Consider the following 16,927-nt stretch of genomic DNA (forward strand, 5'->3'; position numbering starts at 1 on the left):
GCCGTCCCGGCGAATACGGTGTGCGTCGCCGACCCTGCGGTGACGCACACCGTCCACCGGATGCAGAATTCAGCGCCGCACCGCGGTGACGAACTCCTGCGCCTTGGTTTTCGCGCCCTGGAGCATCAGATGCCAGGCATCGGGGTCGCCGTGCAGCACGGCCTGGGCGGTCGACTCCAGCTGATCCCAGGTGGCGTGCGGCGGGATCGGCGGCACCTCCGGATCGCAGCGCACATCCAGCAGCATCGGCCCGTCGGCGGCGAAGGCCTGCTGCCAGGCGTCGGCGAGTTGATCGGGATGGTCGACGGCGATCGACGGCACGCCGAAGCCGCGCGCGACGTCCGCGTAGGAGATGTCCGGAAGAGACTGGGACTCTTCGAATTTCGGCGCGCCGCCCATCGCGCGCAGCTCCCAGGTGACCTGGTTGAGATCGTTGTTGTGGAAGACGCAGATCACCAGCCGCGGATCGCTCCAGCGGTCGCGATAGCGCGCGATGGTCATCAGTTCGGCCAGGCCGTTCATCTGCATGGCGCCGTCGCCGACCAGGGCGACCGCGGGCCGGTCCGGGTGGGCGAACTTCGCGCCGATCGCGTACGGCACACCGGGACCCATCGTGGCCAGCGTGCCCGACAGCGAGCCGCGCATCCGGCCGCGGAAGCGCAGGCAGCGGGCATACCAGTTGGTGGACGAGCCGGAATCCGCTGTGACGATGGCGTTCTCGGGGATGCAGCGCGACAGCTCCCACACCACCCGCATCGGGTTGACCGGTTTCGCGTCGAGCATCGACTGCCGTTCGACGGTTTTCCACCAGCGGGCGACGTTCGCCTCGATCGTCTCGCGCCAGGAGCCGTCCGTCTTGGCGGTCAGCAACGGAATCAGTTCCGTCAGAGTGGCTTTCGCGTCACCGAGCAGGGTCACCTCGGTCGGGTAGCGCATGCCGATCATGGCGCCGTCGATATCGATCTGGACGGCCCGCGCCTGATCCAGATCGGGCAGGAACTGGGTGTAGGGGAAGCTCGAGCCGATCATCAGCAGCGTGTCGCAATCGCGCATCATCTCGTAGCTGGGCCGGGTGCCCAGCAGGCCGATCGACCCGGTCACGAACGGCAGATCGTCGGCGAGCACATCCTTGCCCAGCAACGCCTTCGCCACACCCGCGCCGGTGAGGTCCGCGACCTCCACCACGAGATCCGCGGCGTCGCGCGCGCCCTGGCCGATCAGGATCGCCACCCTGGATCCGGCGTTGAGCACCGCCGCGGCGCGCTCGATCTCGGACCGGGCGGGCACCACCGTCGGGTGCATCACCTGCGGCGGGCTCGACGGCACCTGTTTGAAGGCGTGTTCCGGCGGCCGATACGGCTCCTCCTGCAGATCCGACGGGACGATCACCGCCGTCGGCGCGCGGCGTGCGCGGGCGATCCGGAAGGCGCGGTCCAGCGCGTTGGGCAGCTGGCTGGCGACGTTCACCTCGACGAGATATTCGCTGGCCACATCCTTGAACAGCGACTGGAGATCGACCTCCTGCTGATAACTGCCGCCCATCGCGCTGCGCGCGGTCTGGCCGACGATCGCCACCACCGGCACATGGTCCAGTTTGGCGTCGTACAACCCGTTCAGCAGATGGATCGCGCCCGGACCGGACGTCGCCGCGCACACCCCGACCTCGCCGCTGAACTTCGCGTAGCCGGTCGCCTCGAACGCCGCCATCTCCTCGTGCCGCGCCTGGACGAAGGCCGGACCCTCGCCGGCGGCCCGCCCGAACGCCGCGATCAAACCGTTGATGCCGTCACCGGGGTAGCCGAACACCTGCCGGACACCCCACTCCCGCAGGCGCTGCAGGACATAGTCACCCACTTGCTGTGTCATCTGGTCTCCCGTCCGGTCCGTTGCTCGTGTCGGCGGGCGGATACCCGGCGGCCGCGCACCCAATCAGCTGTGTGTGCCGGTCCGGACGGGGTAGTCGCCGCACATTCCCCGGCTCCACCTCGTACGAAGGGTCAGGTCATGACACGTTCCGATTCCGTACCGTCCACTCGGGCCGTCGATCTGCCGGACCCGATGCCGCCGCGTGGCCCGAAGGCCACGAATCGGTTGCGGCCTGTCGCGCAGAGCCCGGCCGGCGGTGCGCGTTGACCACCCGGGAGGTCCGGCTCGAGGATCCGGGTTCCGTTGCGGTGTACCGGTTTCCGACACCCGGACCGGAATCCGACGGCACCCTGGCCTGGACCTCGACCACCGCCGTCACCGTGCGGCTCGAGGCCGGTGGCCGCAGCGGTCTGGGCTGGACCTACAGCACCCCCGCGGCGGCCGCGATCATCCGGGACGAACTGCTGCCGATCCTGATCGGCCGCTCGCCCTGGGACATTCCGCAGTGCCGGCTCGAAATGCGCCGGGCCTGCCGCGATTTCGGCACCACCGGGGTCGTCGCGCAGGCGCTCAGCGCCGTCGACATCGCGTTGTGGGATCTGAAGGCGCGGTTGCTGGACACCTCACTGGCACGGCTGCTGGGGGGCGTGCGCGCCGCCGCGCCGGTCTACGGCTCCGGCGGCTTCACCAATCTGCCCGACGAGGATCTCGACGAACAGATCACCTCCTGGCTGGCCGCCGGCTGTACCGCGGTCAAGATCAAGATCGGCCGCGACACCGCCCGCGACCTGGACCGCCTGGTGCGCGCCGCCGACCTCGTCACCGGCCGGGCCGAACTCATGGTCGACGCCGCCGGCGCCTACCCCACCGGATATGCCCGCCGGGTCGGGACCGCGCTGGACGAACTGGGTGTGACCTGGTTCGAGGAACCGGTGCGCAGCGAGGACCCGGCAGGCCTGGCGGTGGTCCGCGACGGTGTCGAATGTGATGTCGCCGCAGGCGAATACATCTACGATCCGATGGGCGCCGCGGCCCTGCTCGACGTGGTGGACTGCCTGCAACTGGACGTCACCCGCTGCGGCGGGTACAGCGGATTCCTGGAATGCGCCGCACTGGCCGCCGCGCACGGCCTCGAGGTCTCCGCCCACTGCGCGCCCGCGCTGCACGCGCCGGTGGCCGCGGCCGTGCCCAATCTCCGGCACGTGGAATGGTTCATCGACCACGCCCGGCTCGAGCCGCTGCTCGTCGACGGCGTCCCCGAGGTCGTCGACGGCCTGCTGCCGCGCGCGGGCGAGCACGGTGACTGCGGTCACGGCATGACCATCGCGGCCAGTGCGGCGGAATTCCGGATCTGAGCCCGGCGCGGTCGCGGCGCCGATACCCGTGCCGGGCGTTCACGGATATCTCGGCCGCGGGCAGGCGTGCCGCGAGCATGGCTGGGTATCCTGACGAAAGTGTGGAAGAGCGATGTTCGCGATGTCCGTCCGGCGGGAGGGTCCGGGCAGCGAGGAGCGCAAGCGGTATGAGCATCGAGTTCGACAGCACCAGCCTGGCGGCGACCGAGGAGTTCCTCAACCGGAACTACACCACCATGCGGATCGGCAACGACACATCCGGCCCGGTCCGCAGCACGGTCGTCCGGGAGCGGCTGGGCGATGTGAACCTGGATCGGCTGGACCTCGGCTTCGACATGAGTTACGACGCCGAGCCGCTGGGCCGGATCTGCCTGTGCGAGGTCGAAACCGGCTGGGTGGAGGAGAACTACCACGACGCCGGCACCGATTACTTCGGATCGGGTGAGATCGCCGTCCTGACCCCGCCGGATCTGCCGTATTCCGGGGTGATCCACACCGCTCGTTATCGCATCACCATGTTCGATCCGGCCGATCTCACGCGCGTCGCCGAGGTCGAGGCGGGCATTCCGGTGGAGTTGACCGGCCACCGGCCCGTCTCGGTCGCGGCCGGTCGGCGGCTGGCCGCGACGCTCGCGCACCTGCGGCAGCTCGTCGGCGACTACAACGGGCAGGTGCCGCCGCTGGTGGCGGCGACCGCCACGCAGTTCCTCGCCGCCACCGTGCTGGACACCTTCCCGAACACCGCGTCCGCGGAGCTGACCGCCACCGACCGGGCCGACGCGCATCCGGCCGCCCTGCGCCGGGCGCTGGCGTACATGGAGGGCCGGGTGCACGACGACATCGCGGTCGGCGATATCGCCGCGGCCGCCTACATCTCGGTGCGCGCCCTGCAATTGGCGTTCCGCCGCCATCTCGGCACCACGCCGATGGCCCATCTGGCCCGCTTGCGGCTACAGGGCGCGCACGAACAACTCACCGACGGCAAGGGCGCGACCGTCTCGGCGATCGCGACCGACTGGGGATTCGGCCACCCCGGCCGGTTCGCCGCGCTGTACCGGCGGCACTACGGCCGCTCACCCGCCGCCACCCTCGGCGACCGGCCGGATCCGCCCGATACCGCCGGCTAGGTCCGCGCCTCAGACCCAGTTCGGCAGGGAGCGCTCGGCATAGCGGGCGCCGTAGCCGCCGGTCGGCAGGATCTCGTCGATCGCGGCCAGATCCGCGGCCGTCAGCGCCACCTCGGCGGCCCCGACGTTCTCCTCGACCCGGGCCGGGCTGCGGGTGCCGGGAATCGGCACGATGTGCTCGCCGCGGGTGAGCAGCCACGCCAGCGCCAGCTGCGAGATCGTGCAGCCCTTGCCGGCCGCGAGGTCGCCGAGCCGCCGTACGGCCTCGGTGTTCTTCTCGAAATTGCCCGGCTGCCAGCGCGGATCGTGATTGCGCATATCGGTCGGGTCGTATTCGCCGGCGGGTTTCGCGGCGCCGGTGATGAATCCGCGGCCCAGCGGCGAATACGGGACGAATCCGATGCCGAGTTCGGTGAGCGTCGGGAACAGCTGCTCGACATCCCGCTCGAACAGCGAGTACTCGGTCTGCAACACCGACACCGGATGTACGGCGTGCGCGCGGCGGATGGTCTGCGGCCCGGCCTCGCTGAGGCCCAGATATTTGACCTTGCCCTGCGCGATCAGCTCCCCGACCGTGCCCGCGACGTCCTCGATCGGCACCTGCGGATCCACCCGGTGCTGGTAGAGCACGTCGACATGGTCGACCCCGAGATACCGCAGGCTGTTGTCGAGGACCTCCCGGATGTGCTCGGGGCGGCTGTCGGTGCCGTACTCGCGGGTGAATCCGAATTTGGTGGCGAGCACGATCTCGTCCCGGAATCCGGCCACCGCACGGCCGACGATCTTCTCGTTCTCGCCCCAGCCGTACAGCTCGGCGGTGTCGAAGAAGGTGACGCCCAGCTCGTGGGCACGGCGGATGGTGTCGATCCCCTGCTGCTCGTCGCCGGGACCGTAGGCGAGGGAGATCCCCATCGCGCCGTAGCCGATCGCCGCCCCCGCGAGCCCCTGGTTGCCGAGTGTCCTGTGTTCCACGAATGCGCCTCTCTGGTCAAACCAAACAGTTCGGTTTTACCGTACGCGTCCCCCTCGCGACCGTCAAACCGAACAGTTCGGTTTGCTAGACTGCCCGGATGACCCCTCCGACCGGCCCGGACTCCACCCGCGATCGCATCCTGGCCGCGGCCAAGACCGAGTTCGCCGCGTACGGGATCGCCGGGGCGCGGGTGGATCGGATCGCCAAGGCGGCGAAGACGAGCAAGGAACGCGTCTACGCGTATTTCCGCAGCAAGGAGAACCTCTACCAGTACGTCGCCGCCCAGGAGCTGGCCGCGATCGCCGAGGCCACCCGGATGGATCCCACCGATCTGCCGGCGTACGCGGGCCGCGTGCACGACTATTTCGCGGCCCACCCCGACAACCACCGCCTGATGCAGTGGGGGCAGCTGGAACTCACCGCCGACGGTCCCGGCAATGCCACCACGGATACCGTGCACCGCAAGACCGAGCAGTTGCGCGAGGCGCAGCGGGCCGGGCACCTCGATCCCGCCTGGGATCCGCTCGACATCCTGATGTTCGTCAACCAGCTCGCCACCGCCTGGGCGGGCCGGCCGGATCTGCTGCACCGGCCGGGTGCGGCGGCGCAACCCGCCGCCCGGCGGGCCGCGGTCGTCGCCGCGGTGCGCACCCTGTTCCCGCCCGCAGGGCCGGATTCCGGCCCCGACCTGGATTGAGCCCATGGTGATGGACGATGCGGGCACGGCCCGCGAACTGCGCCTGGTGACCGGACGGCTGGCGCGCCGGATCCGCCGGCTGGTGGTCGACGCCGACGAGGGGGTGGCCTTCCTCGAGCTGGCCGTCCTGCACCGGCTCGACCGCGACGGCCCGGCCTCCCCGGGATCACTGTCCTCGGACGAGGAGGTCACCACGCCCGCGATCGCCATGGTGCTGCGCCACCTCGAGGAACTGGGCCTGGTCGAGCGGACCCGGGATCCGGCCGACGGCCGCCGGGTCGTGGTGACCATCACCGAAACCGGCCGCCGCGGGCTGCGGACCCGCAACGAGGCCGTGGTCGCCCGCCTGCACGCGGTCCTGCGCGACGACCTCGACGAGGCCGAGTGCGCGGCGCTCGCCGCCGCCCTGCCGGTGCTCGGCAAGGTGGCCGGCCTGCTGTGAAAGCATTTGCCTAATCTGGATTAGATAACCTAATTTAGGTGCCGGTGCCGGATCTCCGGCGCCACCGTTCGCGAGAAAGTAGCCGCAGTGATCACCGCTACCTGGAAGCCGCTGGATCCCGACCTGGCCGCATTCCTCACCGCATTCGAAAGTAGTTCCGCCACACCGGAATCCGATCAGGGCGAGCAGTTCGCCGAACAGTTCGTCACCGCGGACCCCAACCGGGCGATCGTGGTCACCCGGGAGGCCCTCGTCGGTTCCCTGCCGATGCGCCGCCGCCTGTTCGAATCGGCGGGGCTGGGGCACGCGGTCTGCGTGGCCTCCGCTCAGCTCGATCTCGACGAACACCACGCCCTCGTCACGACGGACTGGGACACCCCGCGCGCCGGGGCCGAACCGATCCGGCTCGAATCCACCTATCTGATCCGCCGCGACGACGAGGGCCCGCGAATCCTGGTCTACCTCAACCACCGTGACATCGTCGCCGTGCTCGGCGCACTGTGACCACGGTGCTCGGCGCACGGTGACCGGCCCGGCGCCGCATGACATTCCGGAAACGACGGTGGGTGGTGGCGCCGGGAGCGGGTAGTCGCCGGACATGCCGGAAATTCGAGAAGTAGTGCGATGCCGCCCGGGTCAGAACGCCCTGGCCCGCGGGTACTACGAATGCGATTGCGGCCGCGGTCACTGGTGCCTCACCGAGGGCGGCGGACGGGAGATGCCGGCGTTGCCCGGGGAATGCCCCGGCGCCGAGTGGGTATTGCAACGCCTGACCCCGCACCCACCGCCGGACGCCGCGGTGCGGCCCGAGAACCCCTGGTATCCGGGCAGTTTCGACTCGAACGGAGGAAGGCATGCCCCAGCAGCAATGGAGCGACAAGCGTGAGCGTCAGTACGAGCACATCAAGGATTCCGCGGAGGAGCGCGGGGCGAGCACCCGCCGCGCCGAGGAGATCGCCGCCCGGACGGTGAACAAGAATCGCGCCCGCAGCGGCGAATCGAAGACCGCGAGCCGCACGTCCGTCGAGGACATGTCGCCGCAGCGCCGCGGTGGTCTGCGCTCGGGGACCGACCGGCCCAAGGGACCGACCCGCGACCAGCTCTACAACGAGGCCCGGCAGCGCAACATCGAGGGCCGATCGAAGATGACCAAGGGCGAACTGGCCCGCGCGCTCGGACGATAACGCGGACGACACACGGGGCCGGGTGGCATATTCGCCACCCGGCCCCGTTCCGTCCGCTCGCCGATCCCGCGCGGCGGTGCGCGGAATCGGCGAGCGCCTCAGCGGCGGCGCTGCACCCGGACCATCCGCCGGGCGGCCGGCCGCCGGCGGCGCGGCGCCCGGGATACGGGGGTGACGGATACCGGCTGCCCGCCGACCGGACTCCCGGCGGCGATCGCCGATCCCGGTTCCACCGGTTCGGGGAACTGCCGTTCCAGCTCCGCGAGCAGAATCGAGCGCCGATTCCCGTCGGGCTCGTCCGAGATCTCCGCGTACGGCAACGGCCCGTACCGGACCGCGTGGACGAGCACGATATCGGCTACTCCGTCCGCGGTCGTGCGCATGAGACGCATACCCGGGTGGATGTTCATCGAGTCACCTCTCCTCGGGCCGAACAGCTCGGGCGTTCGATCACGTGCGCGGTTTACCCCGGTCCGCCGCGGACATGCGGAACGAGCAGGACACGAGATCGTTGCGATGCCCCACCGGCGTGCCGCCGGGTGCCATGCTGGTGGTGCTGGTTGAACAGTCAGCCGCTGCTCGGGGCCGTACCGCTCTCGCACCGGCCCATACCGCCTTCCCGATCGTGCACGACCCTGCGGCGACTCCGCACTCTCGTGACAGTCAGGGGTTCGGGCGATCGGCCGGAGAAGGGACTCCCGGTCACTATGAACACCGGACGTAACGAGGGTCCGGCCGCACATCCCGCCCGCGGCCGCGACCCCTACGATCACCTCGAACCCGACCTGATCGCCCTGCACGCCATGCCGTGGGAGCATCCGGACCGGGCCCGGTTACGTGCGCACGTCATCGACCGCTGTCTGCCGCTGGCCGACCATCTCGCCGCCCGGTATCGCGGCCGTGGCCAATCCTTCGACGATCTGCAACAGGTCGCGCGGGTCGGACTGGTCCTGGCCGTCGACCGCTACGACCCCGCGCGCGGCGATTCCTTCCTCGCCTTCGCGATCCCCACCGTCACCGGGGAGTTGCGGCGCTACTTCCGCGACTACGGCTGGACCGTCCGGGTCCCGCGCCGGTTGCAGGATCTCCAGCAGAAGATCACCACCGCCACCCCGCGCCTGGCCCAGCAACTGCGCCGCACCCCGACCCGTGAGGATCTCGCCGTCGACCTCGAGATCACCGCCGACGACGTGGATCAGGCGGCCCTCGGCGCCTACTGCTACCGCACCGAATCCCTCGAGGCGTTCGCCACCGACGACGAGGGCGTCGGCCCGCTGCCCGTCGGCGGCACACTCGCCGTCGACGAGGACGGATACCAGCTGCTGGAGGACGCGCTCGCGGTCGCACCCCATCTGGAGACGTTGTCCGCCGACGACCGGCACGTGCTCATCCTGCGGTTCTACGCGCGGCTGTCCCAGCAGCAGATCGGCGAGATGCTGGGGATGTCCCAGGTCAAGGTGTCGCGCATCCTCGCCCGCATCCTCGGCGAGCTGCGCGACAACGCGCTCGCCGAGGTCGGCGCCGCGGAGGACGCGCCCTGAACGGGGCCGTCACCGGATCCGCTCATCCGGCCTCCGGGTCGGCGCGGCGCCGGCGGCGGTGGCTGGTGTCGCACAGGGGATAGCTGCCCGACCGGTGACAGGTGCAGATCGCGACCAGGAAACGGTCGCAACACAATTCGCGGCCGTCGGGGGCGATCAACCGTACCGGTCCCTCGATCAGGATCGGGCCGTCGGCGGTCATCGTCACCCGGCGCCGGGCCGAATCGGCCACGGCCGGTGACTCATCGGGGGTGGCCGGCACGGATCACCACCAATTCCTCGGCGCACTGGCCGGGTTCGATCACACCGGCCGCCGCCAGCCAGGCCGACCGGGAGCGCAGCACCGGACCGAAGGCGACCGTGCTGCGCGCCGCCACCACCGCGTCCAGTCCCCCGGCGGTGAGCATCTCGACCGTCAGCGCGGGATCCGCCAGGGCGGACTGCACGATGAGGCCCGCGCCGGATTCCCGCAACAGCCGAGGTAGCAAGCGGCACAGCGGATCCAGCACCGATCGCCCGGTCGGCCCGGCCGCCCAGGCCCGCGCGGCGCGCCGGACGTCGTCGGCGGCGCAGGCGGGCACATAGGGCGGGTTGGCGAGCACCAGATCGTAGCGACCGCGGGGGTGGGTGTGCCGAATATCGCCGTGCAGCAACTCGACTCGGCCCCACCACCGCAGACTGTTCAGCCACACCGACAGCAGCGCCCGGCGCGAGATGTCCATCGCCGTCACCCGTCCGGCGCCGGACCGCAGCGCGGCGACGGTCAGCACACCGGAACCGGTACCCACGTCCAGGACCCGCCCACCCGCGGGGACGGCTGCGCCCGCGGCGGTCAGCAACATCGCGGTATCCGACTGTGGCCGGTAGACCCCCGGCGCACGAAACACGATCATGGTCGGCGACTACCCTGTGCCGCGGCATCCACCGCGGGCAGCGGTTCCCGCAGCGAACTGCGGCCCGCCGCCCAATGGTCCAGTAATTGCCGCGCCACCCGGCCCTCCAGTAATTCGGTGGCCTGAATTCCGAAGACCACCGAATCGAGCAGGCCCGGATCCTGCCGGAGCAGATCACCGATCACCGCGCGCATGACCTGTTCGTGCACGGCGTCCGCCACCACATGCTCGGCGTAGAACCGCACACAGGCGGGTGCGGCATCCCATCGCCGCAGGGTGTCGACCATGCGTTTCGACGCCGGGGAGGAGGTGATCTCGGTCGACGCGAAATGCCCGACCAGCGCACCCCGCCACCGCCGGTGCAATCCGAACAGCGACATCATGTTCACCAGCGCGAGCATCGGCGCGGGAACGATATCCAGATAATGCAGATAGCCGGACTCCAGCCCGGCCCCGTCGAGCAGATCGGCGTACAACCGGGAATGCACCCGCTCCCCGTGCCCGCCGCCGAATTCGTCGAATTCCACCGCGACCAGCGCCGCCTTGGCGTCACCGTGCAGCCGGGGAATCACCCAGGCATACGGATCCGCCTCCTTGAGGTGATAGATCGAGCGGTGCACGAAATATTCACGCAGCTGCCACCATTGCCCGTCCCGCCGGAGAAATGCGCCGACTCCCGTGGGTTCGGCGGGTTCGGACAACAATGCGGCGAGTTCCCGATCGAGATCGGCGCCCCCGGTCACGTCCCGGCGCAGGGCGTCGAGAAATCGTTGTTCCAGCCGGGCCCGAATCGTCAGCACCCGGATATCCCATTCCCGCTCCGGATCCACCGCCGCGAAACCGTGATAGTGCAATTCGTAACACAGGTGCAGCGCCAGGTGCAGATCGTCGCCGTAGGGATCCGCGTCCGGCACGGCAGGGTCCGCGGCGGCGGCCGTACCGTCGCGCAGCAGCGCCACGACCGCGGCGGACAGCGGGCCGCGTGGGGCCGGCAGCGAAATCGGTGCAAACGTCGGCATATCGCCCGACTACCCCGCCGCACGCCGCCGACACAGGCCGCTCACGGCGTCGGGACCTCGGGTGGCGGCTGCTTGTCCAGGCCGGGGAACACGATTTCCCGGACCAGCAGCAACACCGCGGCCGCCAGCGGAATCGCGAGCAGCGCGCCCAATATCCCGAGCAGCGATCCCCCGATCAGCACCGCGACGACCGTGACCACCCCGGGCACCTCGACCGTGCGGCCCATGATCCGGGGTGCGAGCAGATAGTCCTCGACCAGCCGCAGCACCAGGAAGAATCCCACGGTCGCCAGGCAGACCGGCATCGAGACGGTCAGCGCCACCACCGCGATCACGATCCCGGCCAGCGTGGACCCCACCAGCGGGATCAGGTCGAGGACGGCCACCAGCACCGCGAGCACCAGCGGATACGGCACCCCGAACGCCGCGAGCCAGATGAAGGTCAGCACACCCGTGATTAGCGAGATCAGCAGATTGCCCAGGACGTATCCGCCGACCTTGGCGAAGATGGCATCCCCGATCAGGATCGCGCGCGGCCGCCGATGCTGCGGGAACAATCGGTACAGATTCGCGCGCAGGCTCGGGAAACAGGCCGAGAAATAGGCCGTGAGCACGAAGACCACGACGGTGCCGGTCACCGCGCCGAACACGACCTTGCCCGCACCGACCAGCCCGTGGGCCAGATCGGCGGATTTCGTGTCGATACCCTGCTGGACCTTCTCGTCCAGATGCAGCCGGTCGGCGGCCGACCGGAAGGCCGGATACGAATTCTCCAGCTGATGCAGCCGATCGGGTGCGTGGTCGACCAGGGCCTGTCCCTGATCGACCAGTGGCGTGATCAGGGCCGCGAGAAATCCCGCGAGCGCGGCGACGATCACCAGCAGCACCAGCGTGACCGCCGGTCCGCGACCGATCCGGTGGCGGGCCAGCCACGACACCGCCGGTTCCATCCCGATGGCCAGGAACAGCGCCGCGACGACCAGCAGCAGCGCCTCGTGGGCCGCGAACACCACCTTCACCGCGCACACCGTCGCCAGCACCCCGCCCGCCCCCGCGACGCCGATCATGAACGGCGAGCGCCGATCGAACCGCCGGCCCGGCGTGCCGAGCGGATGGTCCGCGTCGCTGAGTTCGGCCGCCGCGGCCTCCGCGGCGGTGATGGGTTCGGGCTCCCCCTGCGGATGCGGCTGGCCCACCCATTCGCTGTGTTCGCTATCGCTCATATCCACCTTCGAGAACGGGTTCCGGCACGGCGGCAATACCCACGCCGACCATTTCGACACCGGCAATTCCGGCGGCGGTCGGCGGGCCACCGCACGGCATCCGATCGGACACGATGCGTCCCCGGGCAGCGCGGCGTGATTGACCTTCGAATCCACGGGTAGCACGCGGTTGCGCAGCCACCTGGATCGGGAGGATGAATCGTGGACGATGTCTCGGACCCCAAGCAGCAACAGCTGGACCGGTATCGCGTCGATCGGGAGCAGGGCCGGCTCACCACCCAGCAGGGTGTGCCGGTGGAAAGCACCGACGACGCGCTGTCGGTCGGTCAGCGCGGCCCGACGCTGCTGGAGGACTTCCACGCCCGGGAGAAGATCACCCACTTCGACCACGAACGCATCCCGGAGCGGGTGGTGCACGCCCGCGGCGCCGGCGCGTACGGCCGGTTCAAGCCGTACGACGATCGGCTCGCGCAGTACACCGCGGCCCGGTTCCTGACCGATCCGTCGGTGGAAACGCCTGTGTTCGTGCGCTTCTCGACGGTCGGCGGCTCCCGCGGATCCGCGGACACGGTCCGCGACGTCCGCGGTTTCGCGACGAAATTCTATACCGCGCAAGGTAATTACGATCTGGTCGGCAACAACTTCCCGGTCTTCTTCATCCAGGACGGGATCAAGTTCCCCGACTTCGTGCACGCGGTGAAACCCGAGCCGCACAACGAGATTCCGCAGGCGTCGTCGGCGCACGACACGCTCTGGGACTTCGTCGGGCAGCAGGCCGAGACCCTGCACGCCATCATGTGGCTGATGTCGGACCGCGCGCTGCCGCGCAGTTACCGGATGATGGAGGGCTTCGGGGTGCACACCTTCCGGCTGGTCGACGCGGCCGGTCGCGCCACCTTCGTCAAGTTCCACTGGAAGCCGCAGCTGGGTGTGCATTCGCTGCTGTGGGACGAGTGCCAGCAGGTCGCCGGGCGCGACCCCGACTTCAACCGCCGCGATCTGTGGGATTGCATTGCCGCGGGCCGGTTTCCGCGCTGGCAGCTGGGTGTGCAGCTGATCCCGGTGGAGCAGCAGTTCGATTTCGACTTCGATCTGCTCGACGCGACGAAACTCGTTCCGGAGGAACAGGTCCCGGTGCTGCCGGTCGGTGAGATGGTGCTCGACCGCAACCCGGACAACTTCTTCGCCGAGACCGAGCAGGTCGCCTTCCACACCGCGAATCTGGTGCCCGGCATCGACTTCACCGACGATCCGCTGCTGCAACTGCGCAACTTCTCCTACCTGGACACCCAGCTGATCCGGCTCGGCGGGCCGAATTTCGCGCAGCTGCCGATCAACCGGCCGGTGGCCGATGTGCGCAACCATCAGCAGGACGGCTACGGCCAGCACACGATCCCGCGGGGCGAGGCGGCCTACACGATCAACACCGTCGGCGGCGGCTGCCCGGTCGTCGGCGGCGACGGCGCCTTCCGGCATCAGCCGGATCAGTTGCAGGGCACCGCGATCCGGCAGCGCGCCGACAGCTTCCGGGAGTACTACCGCCAGCCGCGGATGTTCTGGCGCAGCATGTCCGAACCGGAGGCCGACCACATCGTCGGCGCGTTCGTCTTCGAACTGGGCAAGGTGACCCGCCCGGCGATCCAGGAGAAGGTGCTGGAGCATCTGCTCCGCATCGACAGCGACCTGGCCGACCGCGTCGCCACCGGACTGGGCCGCGGGGTGCCCGATATCGCGCTGAGCGATGACGACGACGCCCCGATATCACCCGCGCTGTCCCAGGTGAACACGGCCGACGCCGGTTCGATCGCCACCCGCAAGATCGCGGTGCTGACCGCCGACGGCGCCGATGTGCCCGGCATCCAGCGGGTCCGGACCTGGCTGGACGAGCACGGCGCGATCACCGAGATCGTCGCCCCGCACGGCGGATCGATCACCGGTGCGGACGGGCAGCCCCTGCCCGTCGACCGGGCCCTGACCACCGTGGCCTCGGTACTCTACGACGGCGTACTCGTCGCGGGCGGCGCCGACGCCGTGGAGTCGCTCGGAACCGTCGGTCCCGCACTGCATTTCGTACTGGAAGCCTTCAAGCACCGCAAGCCGATCGGCGCGTTCGGCGAGGGTGAGGAGTTGCTGGGGCAGATCGGCCTCGTCGCCGGCGACGACGAGCAGTCCCGGCACAACGGTGTGGTGGCCATGGCCGTGGGAGGTACCGACATACCGGACCGGTTCAGCGAACTGTTCGCGGAACTTCTTGCCGCGCACCGGGTCTGGTCGCGCGCCACCGATACCGTACCCGCCTGAGCGACGAGCGGTCAGCGGCCGAGCGGGCCGGTCTCCTTGTCCAGTAACAGGCCGAGGAGGCCGGTTTCCCGGCTCTGGGTCGTGATCATGTCGCGGGCGGCCTGTTTCACCACTCCGGAGGTCAGCAGGTGGTCGGCGGCCTGGGCCATCGCGATGCCGCCGTAGTGGTGCCGCTGCATCAGGTTCAGGAAGAGGATCGCGGCGTCCCGGCCGGTGGCGTGGGCCAGGGCGTCCAGATCGGCCTGGGTTGCCATGCCGGGCATGGCATCCGGGCTCGCGGCCGGTGTCGCCGGGCCGCCGGGATGATGCGCCGCGGCGGCGGTGTCGTGCATCCACGCCATCGGATGCGGGTCGGTCGTGGTGACGCCGGCCAGCCGCAGCCAGCCCAGCAGCATGCCGATCTCACCGCGCTGGGTGTCGGCGATCTGCTGGGCGAGCCGCACCACCAGCGGATCCGCGCCGGGATCCAGGCGCTGCACCAGCAGCAGCGCCTGCTGATGATGCGCGGTCATATCCTGGACGAAGCCGATCTCGGTGGCGCTCAGCACCTTCGGGGCCGTGGGATGCTCCGGGAACAGCAGCGGGCGCAGGGCCGCACCCATCACCATCAGTAGCAGGGCCGCACCCAGTGCGGCGAGTGCGACGCCGGCGCGGCGGACCGTCATGATCCGACCGTGGAATGCTGGTCGGCGGGAACCGAATACGTGCCCGGCGCCAGTTGCAGCGCGAGGAATCCGTTGTCCGCGCAGGCCGTCCACAGTTGGCTGCCGTGCCATTCCGGCGGCGCGAAGCACCAGTCGGTGGACAGATCGCCGCCGACCAGGTCACCGGACCGCGGCCCGAGCGCCTGCGACGGATCGAACAATCCCTGCGCCAGGGACTGGACAATGGACGGGCCGTCGAGCAGCGGAGCGCCGATCACCGAGGCCAGCGCGTGCGGCGAATTCCACAACTGCGCGTTCTGCCCGGTCCGGGCCGGCGGGTTGTAGTACGCGATCTCCCGTACCCGCGACGGGTCCCGCACATCGAAGACCCGGATCCCCGAGGACTCCCAGCCACAGGCCAGCGCGGTCGGATCGACCGGCCGATCGGCGGCGCAGTAGTGCGAATCGTAGGCGAACACCGAGCCGCCCATACTGGACGCCAGCGCCCGATCCTGGTTGCCGGGCAGTTCGATGGCCAGCTTGATCGAATTCACGATGCGCGGGTGGCGGTCGTCGGCGACGTCGATGAGTTTCACCCCGCCCGCCCCGGCCTCGTCCACGGTGAACAGGTACGGGTGGCCGCCGTAGTCGACCGGAATGCTGTGCTGGGTGGCCCAGCCGTCGCTCCAGTGCATTTCGGCCAGCACGGGCACCTGCGGATTCGGATCGCGGCGCTGGATCGCGCTGGTGTCGAGCACGGTGATACCGCCGAAGTTGTCCGACAGGTACACCCGGTTGCCGTCCGGGCTCACACCCATGCCGTGCATGGACAATCCGGGCAGGCCCTGCCAGATCACCCGGGGATTCGCGGGATCGGTCAGATCGACGGCGCTGATGATCCCCGGCGCCACCCCCGAGGCCCAATAGGTGTTGCCGTCCGGGGAGAATCCGCCCTCGTGGGCCGTGATCGGTACCGGCATCGCGATATTCGTGCCCGGTCCGGGATTGAGCAGCCGCGGATGCGCGCAGTCCGAGACGTCGTACACCGAGATGAGTCCGAAGCCGGTCAGCAGCGGAACTCCGGTGCCCACCAGCAGTTTCCGCTCCGGATTGACCTTGAGGCTCTCCCAGGTGCCCGCCAGCATCGCCGGTTCGGTCAGCGTGGTGGACAGCACCGGATTCGCCGGATCGGCCACGTCGACGACCTGCACCCCGGTGGCGGGCCCGAGCAGATCACCGGGGAACAGGCTGCCCATGTACAGGCAGTGATCGAAGGTCGTGGAGGTGATACCGCCACCGCGACCGGCATATCCGCCGAGCCGGGTGAGATTGCACCAGTAGCCGGCGGTGCTGCGGCCGCTGTCCCGGTCGGCGGCGCTCACGTCGCCCTGCAGGCCGGTCTCCGGCTGCGATCCGGGCCCGCACTGCGCCGTCGGCACGGATTGCGCGTAGGTGCCGTCGATCTCCTGGACCAGGCCGTTGTCGTCCGCGGGTTGCGCGGACACCGTCCCGAACGGGATCAGGCATACCGCCGCGGCGACGGCCACGAGTGCTTTCCGGACACGAGACACAGGCTGCACGATCATGTTCTCCCTCGCCGATGAGGGTGCCTTCCCGGTTGAGCTCAGCACGACAGTCCGGAGCGACTGCGGTCCGAGCTTA

The 16,927-nt window shown here is 69.7% G+C and carries 17 protein-coding genes; 8 read left to right on the plus strand and 9 right to left on the minus strand.

The features are described from left to right. Positions 1–69: 69 nt before the first annotated feature. On the minus strand, positions 70–1,866 hold the full coding sequence (locus G361_RS0105530) for a thiamine pyrophosphate-requiring protein (protein ID WP_026342729.1): 1,797 nt from the start codon (positions 1,864–1,866) through the stop codon (positions 70–72). Between the two features lie 263 nt (positions 1,867–2,129). On the opposite strand from G361_RS0105530, the gene G361_RS0105535 reads away from it, so the two are divergent. Together G361_RS0105535 and G361_RS0105540 are read left to right on the plus strand one after the other, a co-directional pair. Next, positions 2,130–3,221 carry an enolase C-terminal domain-like protein gene (locus tag G361_RS0105535; protein WP_019926065.1) on the plus strand — a complete coding sequence of 364 codons (1,092 nt, stop codon included), beginning with the start codon at positions 2,130–2,132 and terminating at the stop codon, positions 3,219–3,221. A 167-nt stretch (positions 3,222–3,388) separates the two neighbouring features. After that, complete coding sequence (locus G361_RS0105540) at positions 3,389–4,348, plus strand: helix-turn-helix domain-containing protein (protein WP_019926066.1); 960 nt, start codon at positions 3,389–3,391, stop codon at positions 4,346–4,348. A 9-nt stretch (positions 4,349–4,357) separates the two neighbouring features. Here the strand turns inward: G361_RS0105540 and G361_RS0105545 are convergent, their stop codons facing one another. Then, positions 4,358–5,320: an aldo/keto reductase gene (locus G361_RS0105545; protein WP_019926067.1), complete on the minus strand. Its 963-nt coding sequence runs from the start codon at positions 5,318–5,320 to the stop codon at positions 4,358–4,360. Between the two features lie 98 nt (positions 5,321–5,418). Here G361_RS0105545 and G361_RS0105550 point away from each other — a divergent pair, with 98 nt between their 5' ends. The 4 genes from G361_RS0105550 (at position 5,419) to G361_RS0105565 (ending at position 7,644) form a co-directional block, all read left to right on the plus strand. Further along, a complete protein-coding gene (locus G361_RS0105550; RefSeq protein ID WP_019926068.1) occupies positions 5,419–6,018 on the plus strand; it encodes a TetR family transcriptional regulator in 600 nt (199 codons plus the stop codon). Between the two features lie 4 nt (positions 6,019–6,022). Beyond that, entirely contained in the window at positions 6,023–6,460 is a 438-nt protein-coding gene (locus G361_RS0105555) for a MarR family winged helix-turn-helix transcriptional regulator (protein WP_019926069.1), read from the plus strand. Positions 6,461–6,547: 87 nt separating this feature from the next. Then, positions 6,548–6,964, plus strand: a complete 417-nt coding sequence (locus G361_RS0105560) for a hypothetical protein (protein ID WP_019926070.1) — start codon at positions 6,548–6,550, stop codon at positions 6,962–6,964. Positions 6,965–7,314: 350 nt separating this feature from the next. Next, a complete protein-coding gene (locus G361_RS0105565) occupies positions 7,315–7,644 on the plus strand; it encodes a hypothetical protein (protein ID WP_019926071.1) in 330 nt (109 codons plus the stop codon). A gap of 98 nt (positions 7,645–7,742) precedes the next feature. Here G361_RS0105565 and G361_RS0105570 read toward each other — a convergent pair whose 3' ends face one another. After that, positions 7,743–8,054 (minus strand): hypothetical protein, encoded by a 312-nt coding sequence (locus G361_RS0105570; RefSeq protein WP_019926072.1) that lies wholly within the window; start codon positions 8,052–8,054, stop codon positions 7,743–7,745. 297 nt (positions 8,055–8,351) lie between these two features. Here G361_RS0105570 and G361_RS0105575 point away from each other — a divergent pair, with 297 nt between their 5' ends. Continuing rightward, complete coding sequence (locus G361_RS0105575) at positions 8,352–9,185, plus strand: SigB/SigF/SigG family RNA polymerase sigma factor (RefSeq protein ID WP_019926073.1); 834 nt, start codon at positions 8,352–8,354, stop codon at positions 9,183–9,185. 22 nt (positions 9,186–9,207) lie between these two features. On the opposite strand, the gene G361_RS0105580 is transcribed toward G361_RS0105575, so the two are convergent. From G361_RS0105580 to G361_RS0105595, 4 genes are read right to left on the minus strand one after another with little or no spacing between them, the layout of a single operon-like run. Then, positions 9,208–9,387: a CDGSH iron-sulfur domain-containing protein gene (locus G361_RS0105580; protein WP_052172738.1), complete on the minus strand. Its 180-nt coding sequence runs from the start codon at positions 9,385–9,387 to the stop codon at positions 9,208–9,210. Positions 9,388–9,427: 40 nt separating this feature from the next. Beyond that, a complete protein-coding gene (locus G361_RS0105585) occupies positions 9,428–10,078 on the minus strand; it encodes a methyltransferase (protein WP_019926075.1) in 651 nt (216 codons plus the stop codon). After that, the gene (locus G361_RS0105590; RefSeq protein ID WP_019926076.1) at positions 10,075–11,097 is read right to left on the minus strand and encodes an iron-containing redox enzyme family protein; all 1,023 of its coding nucleotides are present in this window, start codon (positions 11,095–11,097) and stop codon (positions 10,075–10,077) included. Before G361_RS0105590 ends, G361_RS0105585 begins: the two co-directional genes overlap by 4 nt. Before the next feature lie 41 nt (positions 11,098–11,138). Continuing rightward, positions 11,139–12,320: an AI-2E family transporter gene (locus G361_RS0105595; protein ID WP_052172739.1), complete on the minus strand. Its 1,182-nt coding sequence runs from the start codon at positions 12,318–12,320 to the stop codon at positions 11,139–11,141. A gap of 201 nt (positions 12,321–12,521) precedes the next feature. Here G361_RS0105595 and G361_RS0105600 point away from each other — a divergent pair, with 201 nt between their 5' ends. Next, positions 12,522–14,621 (plus strand): catalase, encoded by a 2,100-nt coding sequence (locus tag G361_RS0105600; RefSeq protein ID WP_019926078.1) that lies wholly within the window; start codon positions 12,522–12,524, stop codon positions 14,619–14,621. A gap of 11 nt (positions 14,622–14,632) precedes the next feature. Here G361_RS0105600 and G361_RS0105605 read toward each other — a convergent pair whose 3' ends face one another. Next, positions 14,633–15,286 (minus strand): DUF305 domain-containing protein, encoded by a 654-nt coding sequence (locus G361_RS0105605; RefSeq protein ID WP_019926079.1) that lies wholly within the window; start codon positions 15,284–15,286, stop codon positions 14,633–14,635. After that, positions 15,283–16,851 (minus strand): LVIVD repeat-containing protein, encoded by a 1,569-nt coding sequence (locus tag G361_RS0105610; protein ID WP_369797873.1) that lies wholly within the window; start codon positions 16,849–16,851, stop codon positions 15,283–15,285. Before G361_RS0105610 ends, G361_RS0105605 begins: the two co-directional genes overlap by 4 nt. Positions 16,852–16,927: the final 76 nt, after the last annotated feature.

The organism is Nocardia sp. BMG111209 (assembly GCF_000381925.1).
Classification (GTDB): Bacteria; Actinomycetota; Actinomycetes; order Mycobacteriales; family Mycobacteriaceae; genus Nocardia.

What these genes read in the sequence shown, in the direction of transcription:
- G361_RS0105530 (WP_026342729.1), bottom strand. Translation starts at nt 1,866, where the DNA reads ATGACACAGCAAGTGGGTGACTATGTCCTGCAGCGCCTGCGGGAGTGG.
- G361_RS0105540 (WP_019926066.1), top strand. Translation starts at nt 3,389, where the DNA reads ATGAGCATCGAGTTCGACAGCACCAGCCTGGCGGCGACCGAGGAGTTC.
- G361_RS0105550 (WP_019926068.1), top strand. Translation starts at nt 5,419, where the DNA reads ATGACCCCTCCGACCGGCCCGGACTCCACCCGCGATCGCATCCTGGCC.
- G361_RS0105555 (WP_019926069.1), top strand. Translation starts at nt 6,023, where the DNA reads ATGGTGATGGACGATGCGGGCACGGCCCGCGAACTGCGCCTGGTGACC.
- G361_RS0105565 (WP_019926071.1), top strand. Translation starts at nt 7,315, where the DNA reads ATGCCCCAGCAGCAATGGAGCGACAAGCGTGAGCGTCAGTACGAGCAC.
- G361_RS0105570 (WP_019926072.1), bottom strand. Translation starts at nt 8,054, where the DNA reads ATGAACATCCACCCGGGTATGCGTCTCATGCGCACGACCGCGGACGGA.
- G361_RS0105575 (WP_019926073.1), top strand. Translation starts at nt 8,352, where the DNA reads ATGAACACCGGACGTAACGAGGGTCCGGCCGCACATCCCGCCCGCGGC.
- G361_RS0105580 (WP_052172738.1), bottom strand. Translation starts at nt 9,387, where the DNA reads ATGACCGCCGACGGCCCGATCCTGATCGAGGGACCGGTACGGTTGATC.
- G361_RS0105585 (WP_019926075.1), bottom strand. Translation starts at nt 10,078, where the DNA reads ATGATCGTGTTTCGTGCGCCGGGGGTCTACCGGCCACAGTCGGATACC.
- G361_RS0105590 (WP_019926076.1), bottom strand. Translation starts at nt 11,097, where the DNA reads ATGCCGACGTTTGCACCGATTTCGCTGCCGGCCCCACGCGGCCCGCTG.
- G361_RS0105595 (WP_052172739.1), bottom strand. Translation starts at nt 12,320, where the DNA reads ATGAGCGATAGCGAACACAGCGAATGGGTGGGCCAGCCGCATCCGCAG.
- G361_RS0105605 (WP_019926079.1), bottom strand. Translation starts at nt 15,286, where the DNA reads ATGACGGTCCGCCGCGCCGGCGTCGCACTCGCCGCACTGGGTGCGGCC.
- G361_RS0105610 (WP_369797873.1), bottom strand. Translation starts at nt 16,851, where the DNA reads ATGATCGTGCAGCCTGTGTCTCGTGTCCGGAAAGCACTCGTGGCCGTC.